General features: G+C 67.8%; 15 protein-coding genes. 12 read left to right on the forward strand and 3 right to left on the reverse strand.

Translation table 11 applies throughout. From position 1 onward, the window contains the following. The 8 genes from GTZ93_RS16750 (at window position 1) to GTZ93_RS16790 (ending at window position 9,255) form a co-directional block, all read left to right on the forward strand. Window positions 1–738 (forward strand): hypothetical protein, encoded by a 738-nt coding sequence (locus GTZ93_RS16750; RefSeq protein WP_139919011.1) that lies wholly within the window; start codon window positions 1–3, stop codon window positions 736–738. Window positions 739–825: 87 nt separating this feature from the next. Next, window positions 826–2,343: a DEAD/DEAH box helicase gene (locus tag GTZ93_RS16755; protein ID WP_139919012.1), complete on the forward strand. Its 1,518-nt coding sequence runs from the start codon at window positions 826–828 to the stop codon at window positions 2,341–2,343. 34 nt (window positions 2,344–2,377) lie between these two features. Beyond that, window positions 2,378–5,575: a hypothetical protein gene (locus GTZ93_RS16760; protein ID WP_139919013.1), complete on the forward strand. Its 3,198-nt coding sequence runs from the start codon at window positions 2,378–2,380 to the stop codon at window positions 5,573–5,575. 276 nt (window positions 5,576–5,851) lie between these two features. Then, the gene (locus tag GTZ93_RS16770; RefSeq protein WP_139919015.1) at window positions 5,852–6,427 is read left to right on the forward strand and encodes a DUF2924 domain-containing protein; all 576 of its coding nucleotides are present in this window, start codon (window positions 5,852–5,854) and stop codon (window positions 6,425–6,427) included. Next, window positions 6,424–6,624: a hypothetical protein gene (locus GTZ93_RS16775; protein ID WP_139919016.1), complete on the forward strand. Its 201-nt coding sequence runs from the start codon at window positions 6,424–6,426 to the stop codon at window positions 6,622–6,624. Before GTZ93_RS16770 ends, GTZ93_RS16775 begins: the two co-directional genes overlap by 4 nt. Continuing rightward, window positions 6,621–8,174, forward strand: a complete 1,554-nt coding sequence (locus GTZ93_RS16780; protein WP_139919017.1) for a recombinase family protein — start codon at window positions 6,621–6,623, stop codon at window positions 8,172–8,174. The genes GTZ93_RS16775 and GTZ93_RS16780 overlap by 4 nt, the downstream gene beginning before the upstream one ends. Next, window positions 8,171–8,593 carry a hypothetical protein gene (locus GTZ93_RS16785; protein WP_139919018.1) on the forward strand — a complete coding sequence of 141 codons (423 nt, stop codon included), beginning with the start codon at window positions 8,171–8,173 and terminating at the stop codon, window positions 8,591–8,593. The genes GTZ93_RS16780 and GTZ93_RS16785 overlap by 4 nt, the downstream gene beginning before the upstream one ends. A gap of 116 nt (window positions 8,594–8,709) precedes the next feature. Next, window positions 8,710–9,255, forward strand: a complete 546-nt coding sequence (locus GTZ93_RS16790) for a PspA (RefSeq protein ID WP_139919019.1) — start codon at window positions 8,710–8,712, stop codon at window positions 9,253–9,255. Window positions 9,256–9,360: 105 nt separating this feature from the next. Here GTZ93_RS16790 and GTZ93_RS16795 read toward each other — a convergent pair whose 3' ends face one another. After that, complete coding sequence (locus GTZ93_RS16795) at window positions 9,361–9,741, reverse strand: DUSAM domain-containing protein (protein ID WP_139919020.1); 381 nt, start codon at window positions 9,739–9,741, stop codon at window positions 9,361–9,363. A 256-nt stretch (window positions 9,742–9,997) separates the two neighbouring features. Between GTZ93_RS16795 and GTZ93_RS16800 the strand changes: the two genes are divergently transcribed. After that, window positions 9,998–11,170, forward strand: a complete 1,173-nt coding sequence (locus GTZ93_RS16800) for a serine/threonine-protein kinase (RefSeq protein ID WP_139919021.1) — start codon at window positions 9,998–10,000, stop codon at window positions 11,168–11,170. Window positions 11,171–11,177: 7 nt separating this feature from the next. After that, the gene (locus tag GTZ93_RS16805) at window positions 11,178–11,561 is read left to right on the forward strand and encodes a hypothetical protein (protein ID WP_139919022.1); all 384 of its coding nucleotides are present in this window, start codon (window positions 11,178–11,180) and stop codon (window positions 11,559–11,561) included. 218 nt (window positions 11,562–11,779) lie between these two features. Here GTZ93_RS16805 and GTZ93_RS16810 read toward each other — a convergent pair whose 3' ends face one another. Then, a complete protein-coding gene (locus GTZ93_RS16810) occupies window positions 11,780–12,127 on the reverse strand; it encodes a helix-turn-helix domain-containing protein (protein ID WP_139919023.1) in 348 nt (115 codons plus the stop codon). 51 nt (window positions 12,128–12,178) lie between these two features. Beyond that, window positions 12,179–12,553, reverse strand: coding sequence for a helix-turn-helix domain-containing protein (locus GTZ93_RS16815; protein WP_139919024.1), 375 nt, complete (start codon window positions 12,551–12,553; stop codon window positions 12,179–12,181). Window positions 12,554–12,752: 199 nt separating this feature from the next. Here GTZ93_RS16815 and GTZ93_RS16820 point away from each other — a divergent pair, with 199 nt between their 5' ends. Both GTZ93_RS16820 and GTZ93_RS16825 read left to right on the forward strand, forming a co-directional pair. Next, the gene (locus GTZ93_RS16820; RefSeq protein WP_139919025.1) at window positions 12,753–14,717 is read left to right on the forward strand and encodes a serine/threonine-protein kinase; all 1,965 of its coding nucleotides are present in this window, start codon (window positions 12,753–12,755) and stop codon (window positions 14,715–14,717) included. A 73-nt stretch (window positions 14,718–14,790) separates the two neighbouring features. Next, window positions 14,791–15,711 carry a DUF2381 family protein gene (locus GTZ93_RS16825; protein ID WP_139919026.1) on the forward strand — a complete coding sequence of 307 codons (921 nt, stop codon included), beginning with the start codon at window positions 14,791–14,793 and terminating at the stop codon, window positions 15,709–15,711. Window positions 15,712–16,028 lie beyond the last annotated feature (317 nt).

Consider the following 16,028-nt stretch of genomic DNA (forward strand, 5'->3'; position numbering starts at 1 on the left):
ATGGCCAACAACATGTGGGAGCAGACGGCCGCGATGGCCAAGCAGCACGAGCAGCAGGGCGGCGCCTGGCTGAAGCTGGCGAATGACGGAGACACCGCCGTCGTCGTCTTCCTCGGGGAGCCGTACCCGCGCGAGGTGGTTTTCCTCGACAACAAGTTCGTCCCCTTCGACGAGACGCTGAAGGCCCAGGGGCACAAGCCCTCGCTGCGCGTGGCCCTCAACGTCGCCGTCCACGGGACGCGCGAGGTGAAGGTGATGGAGCAGGCCGTCACCTTCTTCAACACGCTGATGGAGTTGCGCGCGAAGTACGGACTGGAGAAGTGGGCCTTCGAGGTGAAGCGCCGAGGGGCGGCCAAGGACACGAAGACGACGTACTCCATCCTCCCGGACAGGCAGCTCACCCAAGAGGAGATGGCGGCCTTCCAGGCGTTGCAGCAGCACGACTTGCCGAAGCTGTACGCGGCGGAGGCGGCGGCTGCGGCGAGCAGCACGCCAACCGGGACTTCCTCCAATGCGAAGGCGGGTGAGCCCGTCGACGTCAAGCTGGCCCAGGCGATGGCCACTGCGTTGAAGGGGTTGCCGCGCGAGGCGGTGGACCGCTTCCTCCAGAAGTTCGGCGTGCAGCGCATCCGGGACATCCCGGCGTCGAAGGGCGAACTGGCGCGCGCCTACGTCGACTCCCTCGTCGCCGAATACTCCCCGGAGAGTGTCGCGGACGTGGACCCTTTCGGGCCGTGAGCCCGCCCCGCTGAAGTCGGTTGCCGTAGCCATGCGCGAAGGGGGCTTGCTGCGTGCCCCCGACGCGCCTCACTGAGGACGACAAGAATGGTGGAAGACTTCTCCGAAATGCACGGGGACGGGGGACGTGTTGTCTCTCGCACCCAGGACTCCCGCGTGGGGGCTGTGCCGTCTGCGCCTGCGGACAGCGCGGGCACGGCCACAGGCAAGCAGACGCTGCGCGTACGCGTGGATGCGGGCTTGCGGCTCGCGGCGGGCGACGTGCCGCCGAAGATGATGAAGGGCCTCTGCCAGGCGCTCTCCCTTCCCAATCCCGCCTACGTGAAGCTGGTGCGGCTGCGAAAGCGCCCCGGGGCGGAGCCCCAGACGCTGTACTTCTTCCGCCAGCAGGAGCGGGAGCTGGTGCTGCCGCGCGGGGCCATTCACCTGCTGCGCCGGGCCGCGGACGAGGCGGGCCTGACGCTCTCCTTCGAGGACGCGCGGGTGCTGCCGCCCAATCGCCTGCCGAAGCTGCCGGCGGTGTCACTGCGCGACTACCAGGCCGCGGCCGTGGAGCGGCTGGCGAAGGCCACACAGGGGACGGCGGTGCTGCCATGCGGGGCCGGGAAGAGCGTCCTGGCCGTGGGGGCCATTGCGCGCTTGCGCACGCCGGCACTCATCCTCGTCCACACGTTGGATTTGGCGGAGCAGTGGCGAGAGCACGTGCGCGAGCGTCTGGGCCTGGAGGCGGGCCTCGTGGGCGCGGGGGAGGAGGAGGTGCGGCCCGTCACCGTGGCCGTCGTCCAGTCCCTGGCCCGGTGGGACGAGGCGAAGCTTGACGCCTTCCTCCACGGCTTCGGCCTGCTCGTCCTCGATGAGGCCCACCACATCGCCGCCAGCGCCTTCCACCGTCTGGTGGATCGCTGCCCGGCGCGCTACCGACTGGGATTGACGGCGACGCCCGAGCGAGAGGACGGGTTGACGCCGCTCTTGCGCCTGTACCTGGGCGCGCCCCTGGCCGTGGTGAAGCACGAGGACCTCGTCGCGCGCGGCGTGCTGGTGGTGCCCGAGGTGCGCGCCGTGGAGACGACCTTCGACTACCCCTACTTCCGCGCCTCGGACTACGCGCCCATGCTGGAGGCCCTGGCGGAGGACAAGGCGCGCAATGACCTCGTCCTCGGTGCCGTGGCCCGCGAAGCGTGGGCAGGCCACCTGTGCCTCGTCCTCACGGGGCGGGTGGACCACTGCGAACTGCTGGCGCATCGGCTCTCGGCCGCCGGCCTGTCGGCCGCCGCGTTGACGAGCGAGGTGCCGCGCGATGCGCGCAAGGCCCTCTTGGACCAGGCCCGCGCCGGGCGCGTCCGTGTGCTGGTGGCCACAAGCCTGGCGGATGAGGGGCTCGACTTGCCGCGCCTCTCACGCGTCTTCCTGGCGTACCCCGGCCGCGCGCGTGGACGCACCGTCCAGCGCCTCGGGCGCCTCATGCGCCCGCATCCGGAGAAGAAGAGCGCCGTCCTCATCGACTTCGTCGACGGGCAGGTGCCGCTCTTGCGGCGCCACTACGCGGAGCGCCGACAGCAGTACGCCACGGTGCTGGGAGTGGCCACCGCGGCAAACGCAAATTGAACCAACGCAGAGAGAGAGAGAGAGAGCACCTTCGATGACGACACCTTTCGACACCACTCCAAGCACTCCCAACCCTGACGCCATCCGCGCCACCTGGCGGTGGCTCGCGCACGCACCACACGGCGTCAGCGAAGTCCGCGTCATCCGCCCGGGCGGCGGTGGCATCGTCGGCCTGGGCTTCTTCGACGACGAGGAGGACTTCGTCGCGACCTGCGTGGCGGCCAATGCCGGCGGCAACGTGTACGTGGGCATCCAGCCGCGCCCTCGGCGCCTTCTCGAGCTGGCTCCCAACGTCCTGCGCCCGTTGCGGACGGGGGCGAGCAGCAAGGACATCGAGGTGGTGACGGCCACGGTGGTGGACCTGGACCCCGTGCGCCCCAAGGACACGGCCAGCACCGAGGACGAACTCTCGCTGACGCTCCAGGTGGCGGATGCCGCTGCGGCCTGGTGTGAAGGGCAGGGACTCGTCCGGCCGCGGCTGATGATGAGCGGCAACGGGGCGCAGCTCTGGTTCGCTTTGCCACCGCAGTTGCTGGAGGGCGAGAGCCACGAGCGCGTGCAGGCGGGCCTGAAGGCCTTCGAGGCCGAGGTGCGCACCCGCTTCGCCTCCGAGCGCGTGCGTGTGGACTCCATCCACGACGTGGCCCGCATCATCAAGGTGGTGGGCACCGTCGCCCGGAAGGGAGCTGGGACTGCTGAGCGGCCTCACCGAGCAGCGCGGGCGCTGGCCGACTTCGAGCGTGTGGAGGATCCGCAGCTCGTCGAGCGCTTGCAGAGGGAGCCTGCGCAACAGGCGGCGAACCCGGCGCATCCGGCTCAGGTGGCGCTGCCGCTGGCGGCCTCCACGTCGGCACCGCAAGCGACGGTAAAGGCCCGCCGGACTGAGACGGGGGAGTACGACTGGGCGCAGCCGGTGGAGATGTGCGGCCCGGTGCAGCGCCTGTGGGAGCAGGGGGCGGAGGACAGGAGCGTCGCCATCTTCAACATGGTGCGCTTCTTCGCGCACAAACAGCTCGGCCTCGATGAAATCACCGAGTTGGTCCTCGAGTACGACCGCCGGGGCCTCGGGAAGCTGAAGGGGCGAGACGGCAAGGCGTACATCTCCAAGGCTTACGAGAAGGTAATGGCCACCGCCCGCGAGGATGGCGCCGTGGCGCCGCCCTGCCACTCCCTCCAGGGCATGGGCTACTGCCGCGTCAATCGCGAGCCTGACGTGCGCTGCGAGCTCTATGACGTCGTCTTCGACATCGAGAAAGCCGTGGAGGCGCTCGCCACGGTGCCGGCCCAGGACGTGGAGTACCGCCTCAAGCCCCTCCTGGAGGCGATTGCTCACCGTCCGCCGTCCGCGCAGGAGAAGTACCTGGCGCTGCTGGAGGTGCGCACGGGCCAGCCCGCGCAGAAGCTTCGGCTGTCCATGGCCTGCGCCGTGCGCACCCAGGCCGGTGGAGAGGGCGCGGACTCCAAGGGCGGGGGGAAGAGCAGCAGCGGCGACGACACCATCGACGGCGAGGTGTTCGAGGACGCGTACTGCTACTACACGGTGACGCAGCGCGGAGAAGCGAAGGCGATTTCCTCCTTCACCTTCACGCCCAGCGCCGTCGTGGAAACCGAGGAGGGGGAGGTGTTCCTCGGGGGCATCCGCACGGACAAGGGCACCAACATGGACGGGGCCCGGCTGCCGAGGCGGGCCTTCAACTCGCGCAAGGAGCTGCTGCAGCACCTGCCCTCCGTCCACACGCAGTGGACGGGCAGCGACAACAACGTGCAGGGCCTGCTGCGCGCGGTGGCGCGGCGTGCGGTGCCGCGGCTGCCGGGCACCAGCGTCCTGGGAGACTTCAAGCGGGGGGCGCACCATGTCTGGGTGGCACCTGGGTGCACCATCGGCAAGGAGGGTTTCCTCGCGGCCTCCCCCGTGGCGTACCTGCCCAATGGTGCGTCGCTCGAGTCGCGCGTCCGCTACGAGGCCTCGGACGACGACGCCTTCCATGAAGTGGCCAGCACGGTTTTCGAGTGCCTGCTCAAAATCAACACGCCGCAGGTGGTGCTGCCCATGCTGGGGTGGTTCTTCGCGACGCCGATGAAGCCGCGCCTCATGGAGAGGGTGGGCTCCTTCCCTCTTCTTTTCCCCTATGGAACGCAGGGCAGCGGCAAGTCCAGCACCTGCACCGAAGTCTTCTGGCCCCTCTTCGGCGTGCCGAAATCAGACGCCTACAGCGTGACGGAGACGGAATTTGCGTTGGTGAAGCTGCTGTCCGCCACGCGCTCCGTGCCGGTGGTGCTGGACGAGTACAAGCCCAGCGATATGCCGCTGCCCCGTCTCCACCTGGTGCACCGCTACATGCGGCGTCTCTACCGCGGGGAGACAGAGGAGCGGGGGCGCCCGGACTTGTCTGTGACGAGCTACCGGCTTCAGGCGCCGCTGTGCATCTGCGGCGAGACGCGTCCCACCGAGGCGGCACTCGTGGAGCGCATTCTCCCCGTCAGCCCGGACAAGGCGACGGTACAGCGCCGTGAGTACCGGGCTGTCTTTCGCGAGCTGACTTCCGTCAACCTGGCCCTCTTCGCCCCTCGCTACATTCAATTCTGCCTGGGGCGTGACTTCGACAAGGACTACGGCTTGGCCCGCGCCGTCGCGGACTCCTTCGTGAAGGGGCGACAGGTGCCTCCGCGCGTCGCCGACAACGTGACGGCCATGTTGCTGGGCATTCACCTCTTCGAGCAGTTCGCCCAGGAATGCGGGTACCCGCTGCCCGCCGACTTGGGCGCCCGTGAGGCCGTGGACGCCGTGCTGAAGGACGTCCTCGAGGAAGAGACGGGTGTCCGCAACGCGCTGGATGCCTTCCTCCATATGCTGAGTGTCATGGCGATTCAGGGGGAGCTGAAGCACCGCGTCCACTATGCCTTCGACGAGGGGCGCCTGTGCCTCCACCTGGAATCCGCCTACGACGCCTACCGCGCGCACTGCAAGCGCATCGACTACCGGGGAGAGTTGGTGGACACGAAGGCGCTGAGGCGCCTCATCCATGAGAATCACCGCGCCGGAGAGTATGTCCTCTCGCCCAGTGAGCGCGTCTGCTTTGCCGGTAAGGCCGTGCGCCGGTGTGCCCTCGTGATTGATGTCTCCAAAGCCCCCTTCATCTCCGCGGAGGACTTCCCGCACGCTGACGACGCAAGTCGAGGGTGGCGTTGGCGTGGCCACGACGAAGGCAGTGCCGAGGAGGTGGCCTCGTGACGAGGGTGGAATGGATGCCCCGGCCTCCGGCAGATGCGTCCGACGCGTCTCACCACCAGCTCCAGCGCCAGGACGACGCGGTGGATGTTCTCGCCGATGCCCTCTGGGAGTTGTGGCTGCGTCGACATGCGCAGCCGCAACGACAGGCGCCCGCGTGGAGGGCGGAGGAGAGCGCGCATGGCTGAGCCGCAGACTCTCGACTTGTCTTCTTCTGGGGACAGAGCGTCCATGGCTCTCGCCCGAGGGCCTGCTGCCCGGGGCAAAGGAGACAACACCATGGCGAAGAAGGAGACTGCGCGGGCCGCGCGCCAGCAGTTGGCGGCCGTGCCACAGCAACTGGCCGCGCTGGCCAGCATGTCGGTGCCGGATTTGGCGGAGAAGTACCTGGAGCTCTACGGCGAGCCGACGCGCTCCCGGAACAGGGACTACCTGAAGAAGCGCCTGTCCTTCCGGATTCAGGAGCTGGCCGAAGGGAGCCTCTCCACGCGCGCCGTGACACGCATTGCCGAACTGGGCGACAAGCTGCCGGAGCGCTGGAGGATGCGACAGGTGGAGGAAGCGAAGCCCTCCGCGCCACATCCATCCGTTTCGGACGTGCGCGCCGCCGCTGCGGACGTACGCGCACCCGCTGCGGACGGGCGCGACGCGCGCCTGCCCCCGCCGGGCACGGTGCTGACGCGCGCCTTCAAAGGCACGCAGCACCGGGTGACGGTGCGCGAGGACGGCATTGAATACGGGGGCCAGCTTCACCGCAGCCTCTCCAGCGTGGCCAAGCTGATTACGGGCACGGCCTGGAATGGCTTCACCTTCTTCGGGCTCAAGGACGGCAGTCCGAAGGCGGTGAAGTCATGAGCGGCCCTGACTTTTTCCAGACGCACATGGGGCAGCGCTTCTACGAGGGGACGATGCCGGCGCTCGTCCGTGAGCTGAAGCGCCTCAACGACAACATGGAGCGGATGGTGGCCGTGGCGGAGCAGCTCGCCGGGCAGAAGGAGGCGCCGAGCGTCGAGCCACGGGAGCCGTCGCCCGGGGATTCGGAGGGGCCATGAGGAAGAACAAGTCGCCACCCACGGACGCGAAGCGCTGCGCCGTCTACACGCGCAAGTCCACGGCGGCGGGCCTGGAGATGGAGTTCAACTCGCTGGACGCCCAGCGCGAGTCCTGTGTCTCCTACGTGCAGCGCCAGCCCGGCTGGGTGTTGTTGGATGAGAGCTACGACGACGGCGGCTTCACCGGCGCCAACATGGAGCGGCCAGCCTTCCAGCGGCTGTTGCAGGACGTGGACGCGGGCCGGGTGGACGTGGTGGTGGTGTACAAGGTGGACCGCCTCTCCCGCAGCCTCCTCGACTTCGCGAAAGTCATGGAGCGCCTCAACGCGGGAGGCGCGTCCTTCGTCTCAGTGACGCAGAACTTCAGCACGGCGGACGCCATGGGGCGGCTGACGCTGAACATGCTGATGAGCTTCGCCGAGTTCGAGCGGGAGATGATTTCCGAGCGCACACGGGACAAGGTGGCCGCCGCGCGCCGTAAGGGTCTGTGGACGGGGGGACGCGCTCCGCTGGGCTACGAGGTGAAGGACAAGCGCCTCGTGGTGAATGAGTACGAGGCGGTGGTGGTGCGGGAGGCCTTCGAGCTGTACCTCCAGCACCAGCAGGCCTCGGCGGTGTCACGCCTCCTCAACGAGGTGGGGCGCAAGACGAAGCGCTACGAGGCTCAGAGCGGTGCCACGCGCGCGGCTCGGAAATGGACGACGCAGGATGTGCTGCGCCTCTTGAGGAGTCCCCTGTACGCGGGCTTCGTGCCGTATGGCGACGAGATGCACCCGGGAGAGCACTCGCCGATTGTGGACAGGGCCACCTTCCATCGGGTGCAGGACATCCTGGAGGGCCGCGGCCCCGGCCTCCAGTACCACGGGCGCAACCCGGACTACGTGCTGCGAGGCCTGTTGCGCTGCGGCATGTGCGGCGAGGCCATGACGCCCGGTTCCACGCGCAAGGGCACGCGCGAGTACCGCTACTACCGCTGCGTCACCCGGGACAAGCAGGGGAAGGAGGGGTGCCGGGCCTCTCCTCTTCCAGCAGCCGCCCTGGAGGACTTCGTCGTCGCCCGGCTGCGGGAAGTCTCGGTAGGTGGGGGCTTCGCGACGCAGGTGCATGCCCGCCTCACGTCGCGGCTGGAGGAGAAGCACAAGGCCCTGCGCGCGGAGCGCGCGCAGCTCCCGAAGGATTTGGCCAGGCGCGCCGGGGAGTCCGCGAAGTGGGTGGACTCCCTCTCCAAGTTGGAGGGCCCAGCCCGGCGTCTCCTGGAGGAGAAGCTGACGGCAGCGGAGGAGGAGGTCGCCGGTATCGAGAAGCGGCTGGTGGAGGTGGAGCGCGCCCTGGACGCCATGGAGGGGGAGAAGCTGGAGGCGGCCTGGGTGGCCCAGGCCTTGGCGGACTTCGACGCGGTGTGGGACGCCCTCACGGCCGCCAACCGGGGGCGCCTGCTGCAGGCCCTCATCGGCCGAGTCGTGGTGGACGAGGAGACGGACAGAGTGGACGTGCACCTTGCTCCTGCCGGGGACTCCGCGACGCCCGCGCACGAGGAGGTGGCGGCGTGAGCGCGAGTCCCGAGTCTCGACAGGCGGAGGCCGGCCTCGTCAGCGCACAGTTTCACCGTGTGCGACGCTCGAAGGTGCGCTTCCGGGAGGGGGCTCGCCCCCCGCCGCGAGAGGCGGCGCGCCGGCCAGCGCACGTCGCGCGCATGCTGGCCCTGGCGCACCACGTGGAATCCGCCATTGCTCGAGGGCTGGTGGCGAGCGCGGCGGACGTCGCAGGTCAACTCGGCTTTACCCGCGCGCGTGTGACGCACCTGCTGGACTTGCTGCTGCTGGCGCCGGACATCCAAGAGGAGGTGCTGTTCCTCGAGGCCGTGGATGGAGAGGAGCCCCTCAGCGAGCGAAGCCTCCGGGCCATTGCTCACGCGGGGACGTGGGTGGTGCAGCGCGAGCGGTGGTGCGAGGTGAAGGCTTCATTCTGAGACGGGAGTCCGAATACCAGGACTCCTTGGTGTAGCGTGAGTGCAAGAGGCTGAATTGTTGTCCGTGTTGAGGGCGCGAGGGTTGTACGCCCCGCGACGAAAGTGAGCGAAAGCACATGCAGAACGACATGAAGGGCATCATCCAGACTGCGGTGGCGGAGGCGGTGGAGAAGACACTGGGCCGGCAGGTGGAGCTGCAGGAACGACAACTGGAGCTGCTGGGGAAGATCGCTCAATTCCTGGGCATTGAGTCTGGCTCGACGCCCGCGCCGAAGCGCACGCCCGAGCCTCCTCCCGCGTCGAAGCGCCCGTCCGCGCCTGCCACCGGGCCCGCGCCGAAGCGCCCGTCCTCGGTGCGCGTGCGGAAGTGGGTGAAGCCGGAGGCCGCGGCGAAGCCCACGCGGGCCGGGCCTGCGCCCCAGAGGAGCCGAGGGCGCCCGCGTACGGCGGGACGCACGGTGGCGTCCGTCCCCAAATCCAGTCCCAGCCCCGCACCGCCTGTCGCATACGAGGTGGGGCAGGAGGTGCGCTACAAGCAGGGGCGGGGCGCCTTCAATGCGACGGTGAAGGCCGTCGACGAGAAGGCGAAGACGGTGACGTTGGCGCGTGTCTCCGACAACCTGAAGGTGGTGCGCCCCTTCGACAAGGTGACGCCAGCCTGAGTCTGGGCCGCGAAGCGCCCTCTCTGGAGGGCGCTCCTGCGGCAATTGGCCTGAAGGCGAAGTGACGCCTTCGCCCGGCACACCGCCGCTGGAAGGCGCTCGTTGCTACGGCGCGTCGGCCATGTCTTCGAGCTGCCCTTCGGCGAGGGCGCGGTAGTGGGGCACGACTTCCACCTTTAGGACGTCCCGCATCTCCTGGCGGGCGCGTCCGAAGTCGCCCTTGTCCTTGTGCTGGTACATCCGATGCAGCGCGTCCATGAGCCTATGGGAGCCTTCTCGGATGCGCCGGGACTCCTCGCTCAAGAGGCCCAACGCACCCTCCTCCGTGGCGAGCGCGCTCTCGGCCTCACTGTCGCTGATGCCCACCTCGGCGGCCGTGCGCCTCAGCAGAGCCTTCGCCTCAGTTGTAAGGGCCAAGCGCGCTCCTGTGGTGGAGACACGACGTGCCAGTTCGCGAATCGGGCCCCAGTCAACGGTTTCACTCACGAGTCATTTTTCCTTTGCGAGCAGCCCAAGCCTGCAGTCGAAGCCAGGGCTGGGGCCTCTTGCACCCAGGAGAGGGATAGGCGCTCATGGGCGGCGGCCTGTCCGCTACGAGGGCAGAGGGCTTCCCAGGCACGGAACGTCATGCTAATTCGACGGTCAAGTCAACTATACCTAGAGTGCGCTGGAGAGGCACCGGGTGGCGGAGAGGTTCGTTGCCCGTGGGGCCGCGCCCCTTCATTCAGGAGGATTCACAGCCATGCCGAAGCGTTCGGAGGATGATGTGACGACGGAAGAGCTGCCGCCCAAAATTCCCGCTCTGCCTGCGCCCAGTGCACCGCACTTCCTCTTCGAGGTAGGGGGTGTGCGCTACGAGGCAGTGCGGGAGCTGGAGGTGCGGCCGAGTGGCGAGCGGCTGCTGAAGGTGGAGCGGCGCGTGGCGGATGGAGCGCTGTCCGGTCTGTGTCTGGTCCGCCGAATTGCCAGCCCATCCACGTTCATGCAGCGCACGCGGATGATTGAGGAGGTGCAGTTGGCCTTTCGCCTCAACCATCCCAACATCGCTCAAGTCTTCCATATGGAGGTGGATGAGGAGGAGGACGCCCCCTACGCCATCATGGAGTACGTGGGTGGACCTTCGCTGGAGACGCTGGTGTGCGCGGCTCTGGTGAGAGGGAAGCCCCTCTCGGAGGGCTTCTGCTTGTACGTGGGTGCGGAGGTGGCGGACGCGCTGCACTACGCGCACACGCTGACGTCGGAGCGAGGGGTGCCCCTGGGCATTGTTCACCGCGACGTGAGCCCCCGGCACATCGCATTGGGCCTCCACGGGGAGGTGAAGGTGCTGGACTTCGGTGCGGCGTACTCGCTGCTGGTGGGACGGGAGGAATCGCCGGAGAATCTGCTTCGAGGAGACGTGGCCTATGCCAGCCCCGAATACCTCCGCAAAGAGGGGCTGACGCCGCGCTCCGACGTCTTCAGTCTGGGTGTGCTGCTGGTGGAAGTCCTCACGAGCCGACACCTCTTCGAGGTGCACGACGTCCCGGTGGTGGCGGTGAAGGAGAGCCGGTTCCGCCCGGAGTCGCAGCCCTCGTTGCCGCTGCAGCAGATGCAGGCCCTCATGGAGACGTTCGGCCCGGACGTCGTCGAGAAGGCGGTGGCCCACCTCAATGAGGACCTCAAGGCGGTGCTGCACACGGCCCTGCGCCTCAACCCCGAGGAGCGCTTCGGGACGGCGGCGGACATGCGGGATGCCCTGCGCGGTGTCATTCATGCCCAGCTCCGCGAGCCTTATGGGCGCGCGGAGGCCGCGAAGGAGTCCTCCCTTGTGGTGTCCGAGGGCGGGCAGTTGCGCGACCAAGTGGAGTTCGGCGAGGCCGGCCTCTACCCGGATGGGCTGGAGAAGCACGAGTTGGGGCTCCCGAAGAAGGAGTAGGCCGCCGATGCTCTGCTTTCGTGTGTCCCGTAATGGCCGGCACCTCACCACCGCGGGGGTGCCGGACTTCGGCGTGCTCTCCACCATCCTGACGTGGGTGCGCCGTCCTCACGACGAGTCCAACGCGAACCCGGAGTTGACGCTCCATGTGGGGGGCTCCGTGGGGAGGGAGTACGGCGAGCACCTGTCGTGGTGTGACGTCAACATCCGCGCGGGCGACATCCTCATGGTGGAGGTGCGTGAGGACTTGGAGGCCGAGCCTCCGAGGGAGCGACGCGTCGACGCGGAGGTGGGACTGGACGAGGTGGCCCGCCTCCAACAGCGGAGGAAGGGCCTGGAGGCGCAACTCGCCGACGTGAATGAGGAGCTGCGGGAGCGCGGCGCGGCGTAGCGGGGGGCCTCCTCCTTCGGCTGGGGAGGCGCTCCGTCATCGTCGGGGTCCGCTCGAGTGGGAGGCGCGTGTGCTCCGGTGCAGGGCCCCGAGGTAGGGCGCTGCCCGCAACGCCTGTTCCCTGCTCGGAGGCGCCGGTGCGCTGGCCGCAGGCTCCTGGCGCTGGGGAGAAGGCGGTGCGAGCCGTGTGGTGGCGCTCCTCCCCCCAGGGAGCTGCTTCAGCGGGCCAACTCGGTGGTGATGCGGACGAGGGCGTCCAGCTTCGCCGCGTCGAGCTTCCGCGCGAGGAAGAGAAGCCGGCGCAAGGTGACGTCATCCTCCGGCCGAGTGGGAGCCCCTCTGTCAGGCGACTCGGTGAGGCCCATCATGTCCTCCGGAGAGACCATCAACTCGATGCACAACTTCTTCAGCGTCTCGACGCTGGGAATCATGTGCCCGCGTTCAATTCTGCTGTAGACGGCGGAGGCCATCCCGACGCGCTCCGCGACTTGGACTTGCGTCAGGCTCATCTGCTCCCTGGCGAGGCGGGCGATGGCGCCAAGGTGCGTTGCAAGCTGTTCATTCATAGGTACAGGGGAGTATACCTGAGTTGCCAGTTGTCAAGGGAGCGCAATCCATCAGCGCACGTCCGGTAGGAGTTGGACGAGGGCGAGGGCCTGGTGCTCGTCCAACTGGCGCACACGGCGGAGCAGGGACTCCTTGGCGGCGGCGACGACGTCCGGTGGCAGGGAGACGCGGTAGCCCAGTAACTCGTTGGGCGTGGTGCGGAGGGCGGGGCACAGTCGGTACAGCGTCTGGACGCTGGGGAGCATTCGCCCTCGCTCGAGCCGGCTGTAGACGATGGGAGAGATGTCGATGAGGTGGGCCACCTCCACCTGTGTCAGGTTAGCGCGAAGGCGTGCGACGCGCGCGGTGTCGCCGATGATGGTGGGCAAGGGGCGGGAGGGCTCCTTCGGAAGGGCGACGGCGCGGGTGTCAGGGTGGATATACATTTCAAATAAACTATACCTTATCGTCTAGTCGGCTTCACCTTTCGGTATGACTCGGAGTTTCGGGGTTGGTGGTCGGAGGTGGGAGAAGACTTCGCGCGATTTCCCCGGGCTTCTGGTAGCGTGGGCCGGCACCGGGAGGGTGCTGAATGCGCATGGCCGTAGTCCTGCTGTCCGACAGCGTCGCCCTGAGGACGTCGCGATGAGGGACAACGGCCCCCCGGCCGTGCTGTCCCCTGGGGACGTGGTGAAGGGCTACACGGTGGTGAGGCACCTGGACCAGGGCGGCTTCGGCACCGTGTACCTCGCGACGAACGACGGGCAGCCCTGCGCCTTGAAGCTCGTGGAGCGGCAGCGCGTCGAGGGGCGGGTCGAGAGAGAAATCACCATCCTCTTGAGCGTGAAGCACCCCAACGTGGTGGGGATTCGCGGCTTCTCGTATTGGCAACTGCGGGAGCGCGAGTTCGCCCTCATCGCCATGGAGTATGTGGAGGGGCGGAAGCTGAGCGCGTGGGTGAAGGAGGAGAACCCTTCGGCCCGGCGGATTGCGAAGGTGACGCTCGACGTGGCGCGGGCGCTGGTGGCCTCGCACGAGGCAGGGGTGGTGCACCGGGACGTGAAGGACGCCAACGTCATGGTGCGCGATGCGGACGGCCTGGCGGTGCTGGTGGACTACGGCATTGGGGACTACAAGGGCGCCCCTGGCATCACCCAGTCGATGCTGCCGCCGGGGACGATGGAGTACCGGCCCCCCGAGGCGTGGCTCTTCATGGAGCAGCACGCGGGGCACAGAGGCGCCCGCTACGTGTCCGTCCCCTCGGACGACATGTGGGCCCTGGGCACTGTCCTCTACCGCCTCCTCACGGCGAGGCTGCCCTTCGACGAGGCGACGGACCCCGAGTACGTCCAGGCTGTCATTGGCAAGTCGCCTGTGCCCCCTCACCTCGTCAACCGCTTCGTCCCGGAGCGGCTGGGCATGTTGTGCATGCGGCTGCTGGAGAAGGACCCTGCTGTGCGTCCCGACGCGAGCGCTGTCTGTGCGGCCCTGGAGGAGTTGCTGGCCGAGGCGGAAAGGGAGGCGTGGGACACGCCCCTGTTCGAGGCGTATGGCCCGAACTCAGCAACCACCGAGGGCGAGGTGAACGCGCTGACTCGGTGGGCGAAGCGGCCCCTGCGCCAGATGCGCCGGGGCAAGGCGCCCGGGCCAGAGCTGCCGGCAGTCCCGGGCGAAGGCAAGCCCGCGGCCTTGCCACCCGAGGCACCGCTGGCGCCTGCGGCTACGCGGCTCATGGAGGCGCAACTGCCGGGCTTGGCGCTCGAGGCGGGGGTGGGGGCGGAAGCCACAATGGAGGCGGACGCCGCGCCGCAAGCGGCGCCTGTGCCCCCCGTCGTCGAGTTGGGGCGGCGCTCATTTCTCTCGCGACTCCGGATGGGGCGTGTGCTGGGGGTGGGGCTGCTGGCCGTCGCCCTGACTGCAGGAGCGATTCTCTCGCAGCAGCAGCCCTCGCCACCCGGGGCTCGGCACTCCTCCAGTCCCGGCCAAGAAGTAGCGCCATATACAAAGAAACCTCAAGCTGCCCCGGCCGCAGCTCCCACCGGGCCGGAGGCAACACCTGCGGCCGTCGTGCCTCCCGCGACGCTTCCCGAGGTGACTGCCACCGTGACGACACCCCAGAGTGACACCCCTTCCTCTCCACCCGTGCCTGCCAAGAAGGCCACGAGGAGCGCCCGCAGTGCTCTGGCGACGACGGTCCTCTGCGGCGCGATGGCTTGCACGGGCCCGCAAGTGCGCCCTGCTCCGGATTCCGAACCGTGCCCGGAAGGAGCCACCAAGGGCATGAAGATGCTGGGCATGGATATTGGGGACGATGCGGCTGCGAGCTTCGTCCAGGGGGAGGAGAAATACGTAACGGTGAGGGAGGGCCCTGCGCAGATTATCTTTCTGGCGTCGGGTGGTGCCACGCTGTCTGGGCGACAATTTGTGGCTGACCGTCTCTATGTCCGACTGACCCGAGCGCGGACGAGCAAGGGAAGCTTCCCCGTCTGCCTGGAGGTGCTGGACACCTCTCGCAATCGCGGACTGGAAATAGAGGGTGGCGGAGGGGATTCCGGAAAGGCTCGTGTGTACTCTGCCGTTTTCGTCAAGGCCGTGAGTGAGTTTGAATGACAGGTCGCTGTTTGACAGGCGCTCGTGAGTCGCCAGAGGCGTCGTTGCTGGATTGGTTCAGGAGAAACGTCGCGTGCATCATTCAGTGACGGCCGGTCTGTTTTTACTTCTCCTCGCAGGTGAGGGGTCGGCTCTGGCGCAGTCGCCCTCGCCCGCCGTGGGGCTGAGTGTTCGCCGAATCGAGCTGGTCTCGGATGATGCTCAGCCAGTGGCTGAAGTGGCGGTGAGCCCAGGGCTATCGACGGTGTTCCTCTTTGATTCGGAGGTGAGTCGAGAAGGGCTGACGCTCGAGGGACGCGAGCGCTTCGCGATGGTGGACGCTGGACTCAATACCTTGCGCTTGGTCCCTTCAGAGAAAATCTCCGCTGGAGAACGGCTCAAGTTAACGGTGCGCTTCCAGGATGGATCTGCCCCGGCAAGTGCGACGATTGTCCTGGTCGCACACCCAGCACGGTCGGAAGCGCTCATTGAGGTGTATCGACGCAGGAGGGGCGTCGAGACATACCAGGAGGAGGTTCGGCAGGCGCGCATCGAGGCTGAGCAGTGTAAAGAGGAGAATGTGCGTCTGCGCGCGGAGCGAAGTGCACCTGATGGAGTGACGGGACTCATTTCGACGTCGGTCCTGAACGGGCGCGGGCTTGATTTCCGCGACGTGACCAAGGGTGTGACCCTGGGCCCAGGCGGGGCGGCAGCCAAACACTATGTCAATGCATACCGCGCAGCCCGCCGGGTGGCTGTAGAGGTCGGCCTCAAGTCAGTGGGGGATGCCCAACCGTGGACTGCGAAGGGGGCAACCCTCCGGGGCAAGGCCAACGAGGAGTTGAAGGTGCTTCAAGTGTGGCAGTCCGGCCCCTTGGGCCCGGCCCCGGATGTTCAGCGAGTGGTGGTGGAAGCCGAGTCCGCGTCGGAGTCACCTCAAGGACCCTTCACGCTCAAGCTCTGGGATGCGGATGTGCGCCGCACCGTCACCCTGGGCAACATCACCTTCCCATAAGCTGGAGTGTGCGCGGGTGAATGCGCGCTTCACTGATGGCTGCGGGCGCCCTGATGACGACGCTCCTGCACCACCTTCAATCACTGCTCCTCGATGTAGGCGTTAGGCTCGCGAGCTGCGCAGGGACCTCCTGCGCCATGAAAGGCACCCGCTGGCAGTCCTCGTGCGCGAGTAGCAGTCTACGCTTCGTTGTGCAGCATGCCTGACGAACGCTGAGGAGCTCCGCCACGGTCATTCCGATTCGCGCGGTTGGCGCCGTGCGCGGAGCTGGTCCGTCCTGGTGCCGCAGTGTGACTTGGCACGATTGTCTATACCCT

Source organism: Corallococcus exiguus, from assembly GCF_009909105.1.
GTDB lineage: Bacteria > Myxococcota > Myxococcia > Myxococcales > Myxococcaceae > Corallococcus > Corallococcus exiguus.

What these genes read in the sequence shown, in the direction of transcription:
- GTZ93_RS16815 (WP_139919024.1), bottom strand. Translation starts at nt 12,553, where the DNA reads ATGTATATCCACCCTGACACCCGCGCCGTCGCCCTTCCGAAGGAGCCC.
- GTZ93_RS16775 (WP_139919016.1), top strand. Translation starts at nt 6,424, where the DNA reads ATGAGCGGCCCTGACTTTTTCCAGACGCACATGGGGCAGCGCTTCTAC.
- GTZ93_RS16810 (WP_139919023.1), bottom strand. Translation starts at nt 12,127, where the DNA reads ATGAATGAACAGCTTGCAACGCACCTTGGCGCCATCGCCCGCCTCGCC.
- GTZ93_RS16790 (WP_139919019.1), top strand. Translation starts at nt 8,710, where the DNA reads ATGCAGAACGACATGAAGGGCATCATCCAGACTGCGGTGGCGGAGGCG.
- GTZ93_RS16800 (WP_139919021.1), top strand. Translation starts at nt 9,998, where the DNA reads ATGCCGAAGCGTTCGGAGGATGATGTGACGACGGAAGAGCTGCCGCCC.
- GTZ93_RS16750 (WP_139919011.1), top strand. Translation starts at nt 1, where the DNA reads ATGGCCAACAACATGTGGGAGCAGACGGCCGCGATGGCCAAGCAGCAC.
- GTZ93_RS16760 (WP_139919013.1), top strand. Translation starts at nt 2,378, where the DNA reads ATGACGACACCTTTCGACACCACTCCAAGCACTCCCAACCCTGACGCC.
- GTZ93_RS16805 (WP_139919022.1), top strand. Translation starts at nt 11,178, where the DNA reads ATGCTCTGCTTTCGTGTGTCCCGTAATGGCCGGCACCTCACCACCGCG.
- GTZ93_RS16820 (WP_139919025.1), top strand. Translation starts at nt 12,753, where the DNA reads ATGAGGGACAACGGCCCCCCGGCCGTGCTGTCCCCTGGGGACGTGGTG.
- GTZ93_RS16755 (WP_139919012.1), top strand. Translation starts at nt 826, where the DNA reads ATGGTGGAAGACTTCTCCGAAATGCACGGGGACGGGGGACGTGTTGTC.
- GTZ93_RS16780 (WP_139919017.1), top strand. Translation starts at nt 6,621, where the DNA reads ATGAGGAAGAACAAGTCGCCACCCACGGACGCGAAGCGCTGCGCCGTC.
- GTZ93_RS16770 (WP_139919015.1), top strand. Translation starts at nt 5,852, where the DNA reads ATGGCGAAGAAGGAGACTGCGCGGGCCGCGCGCCAGCAGTTGGCGGCC.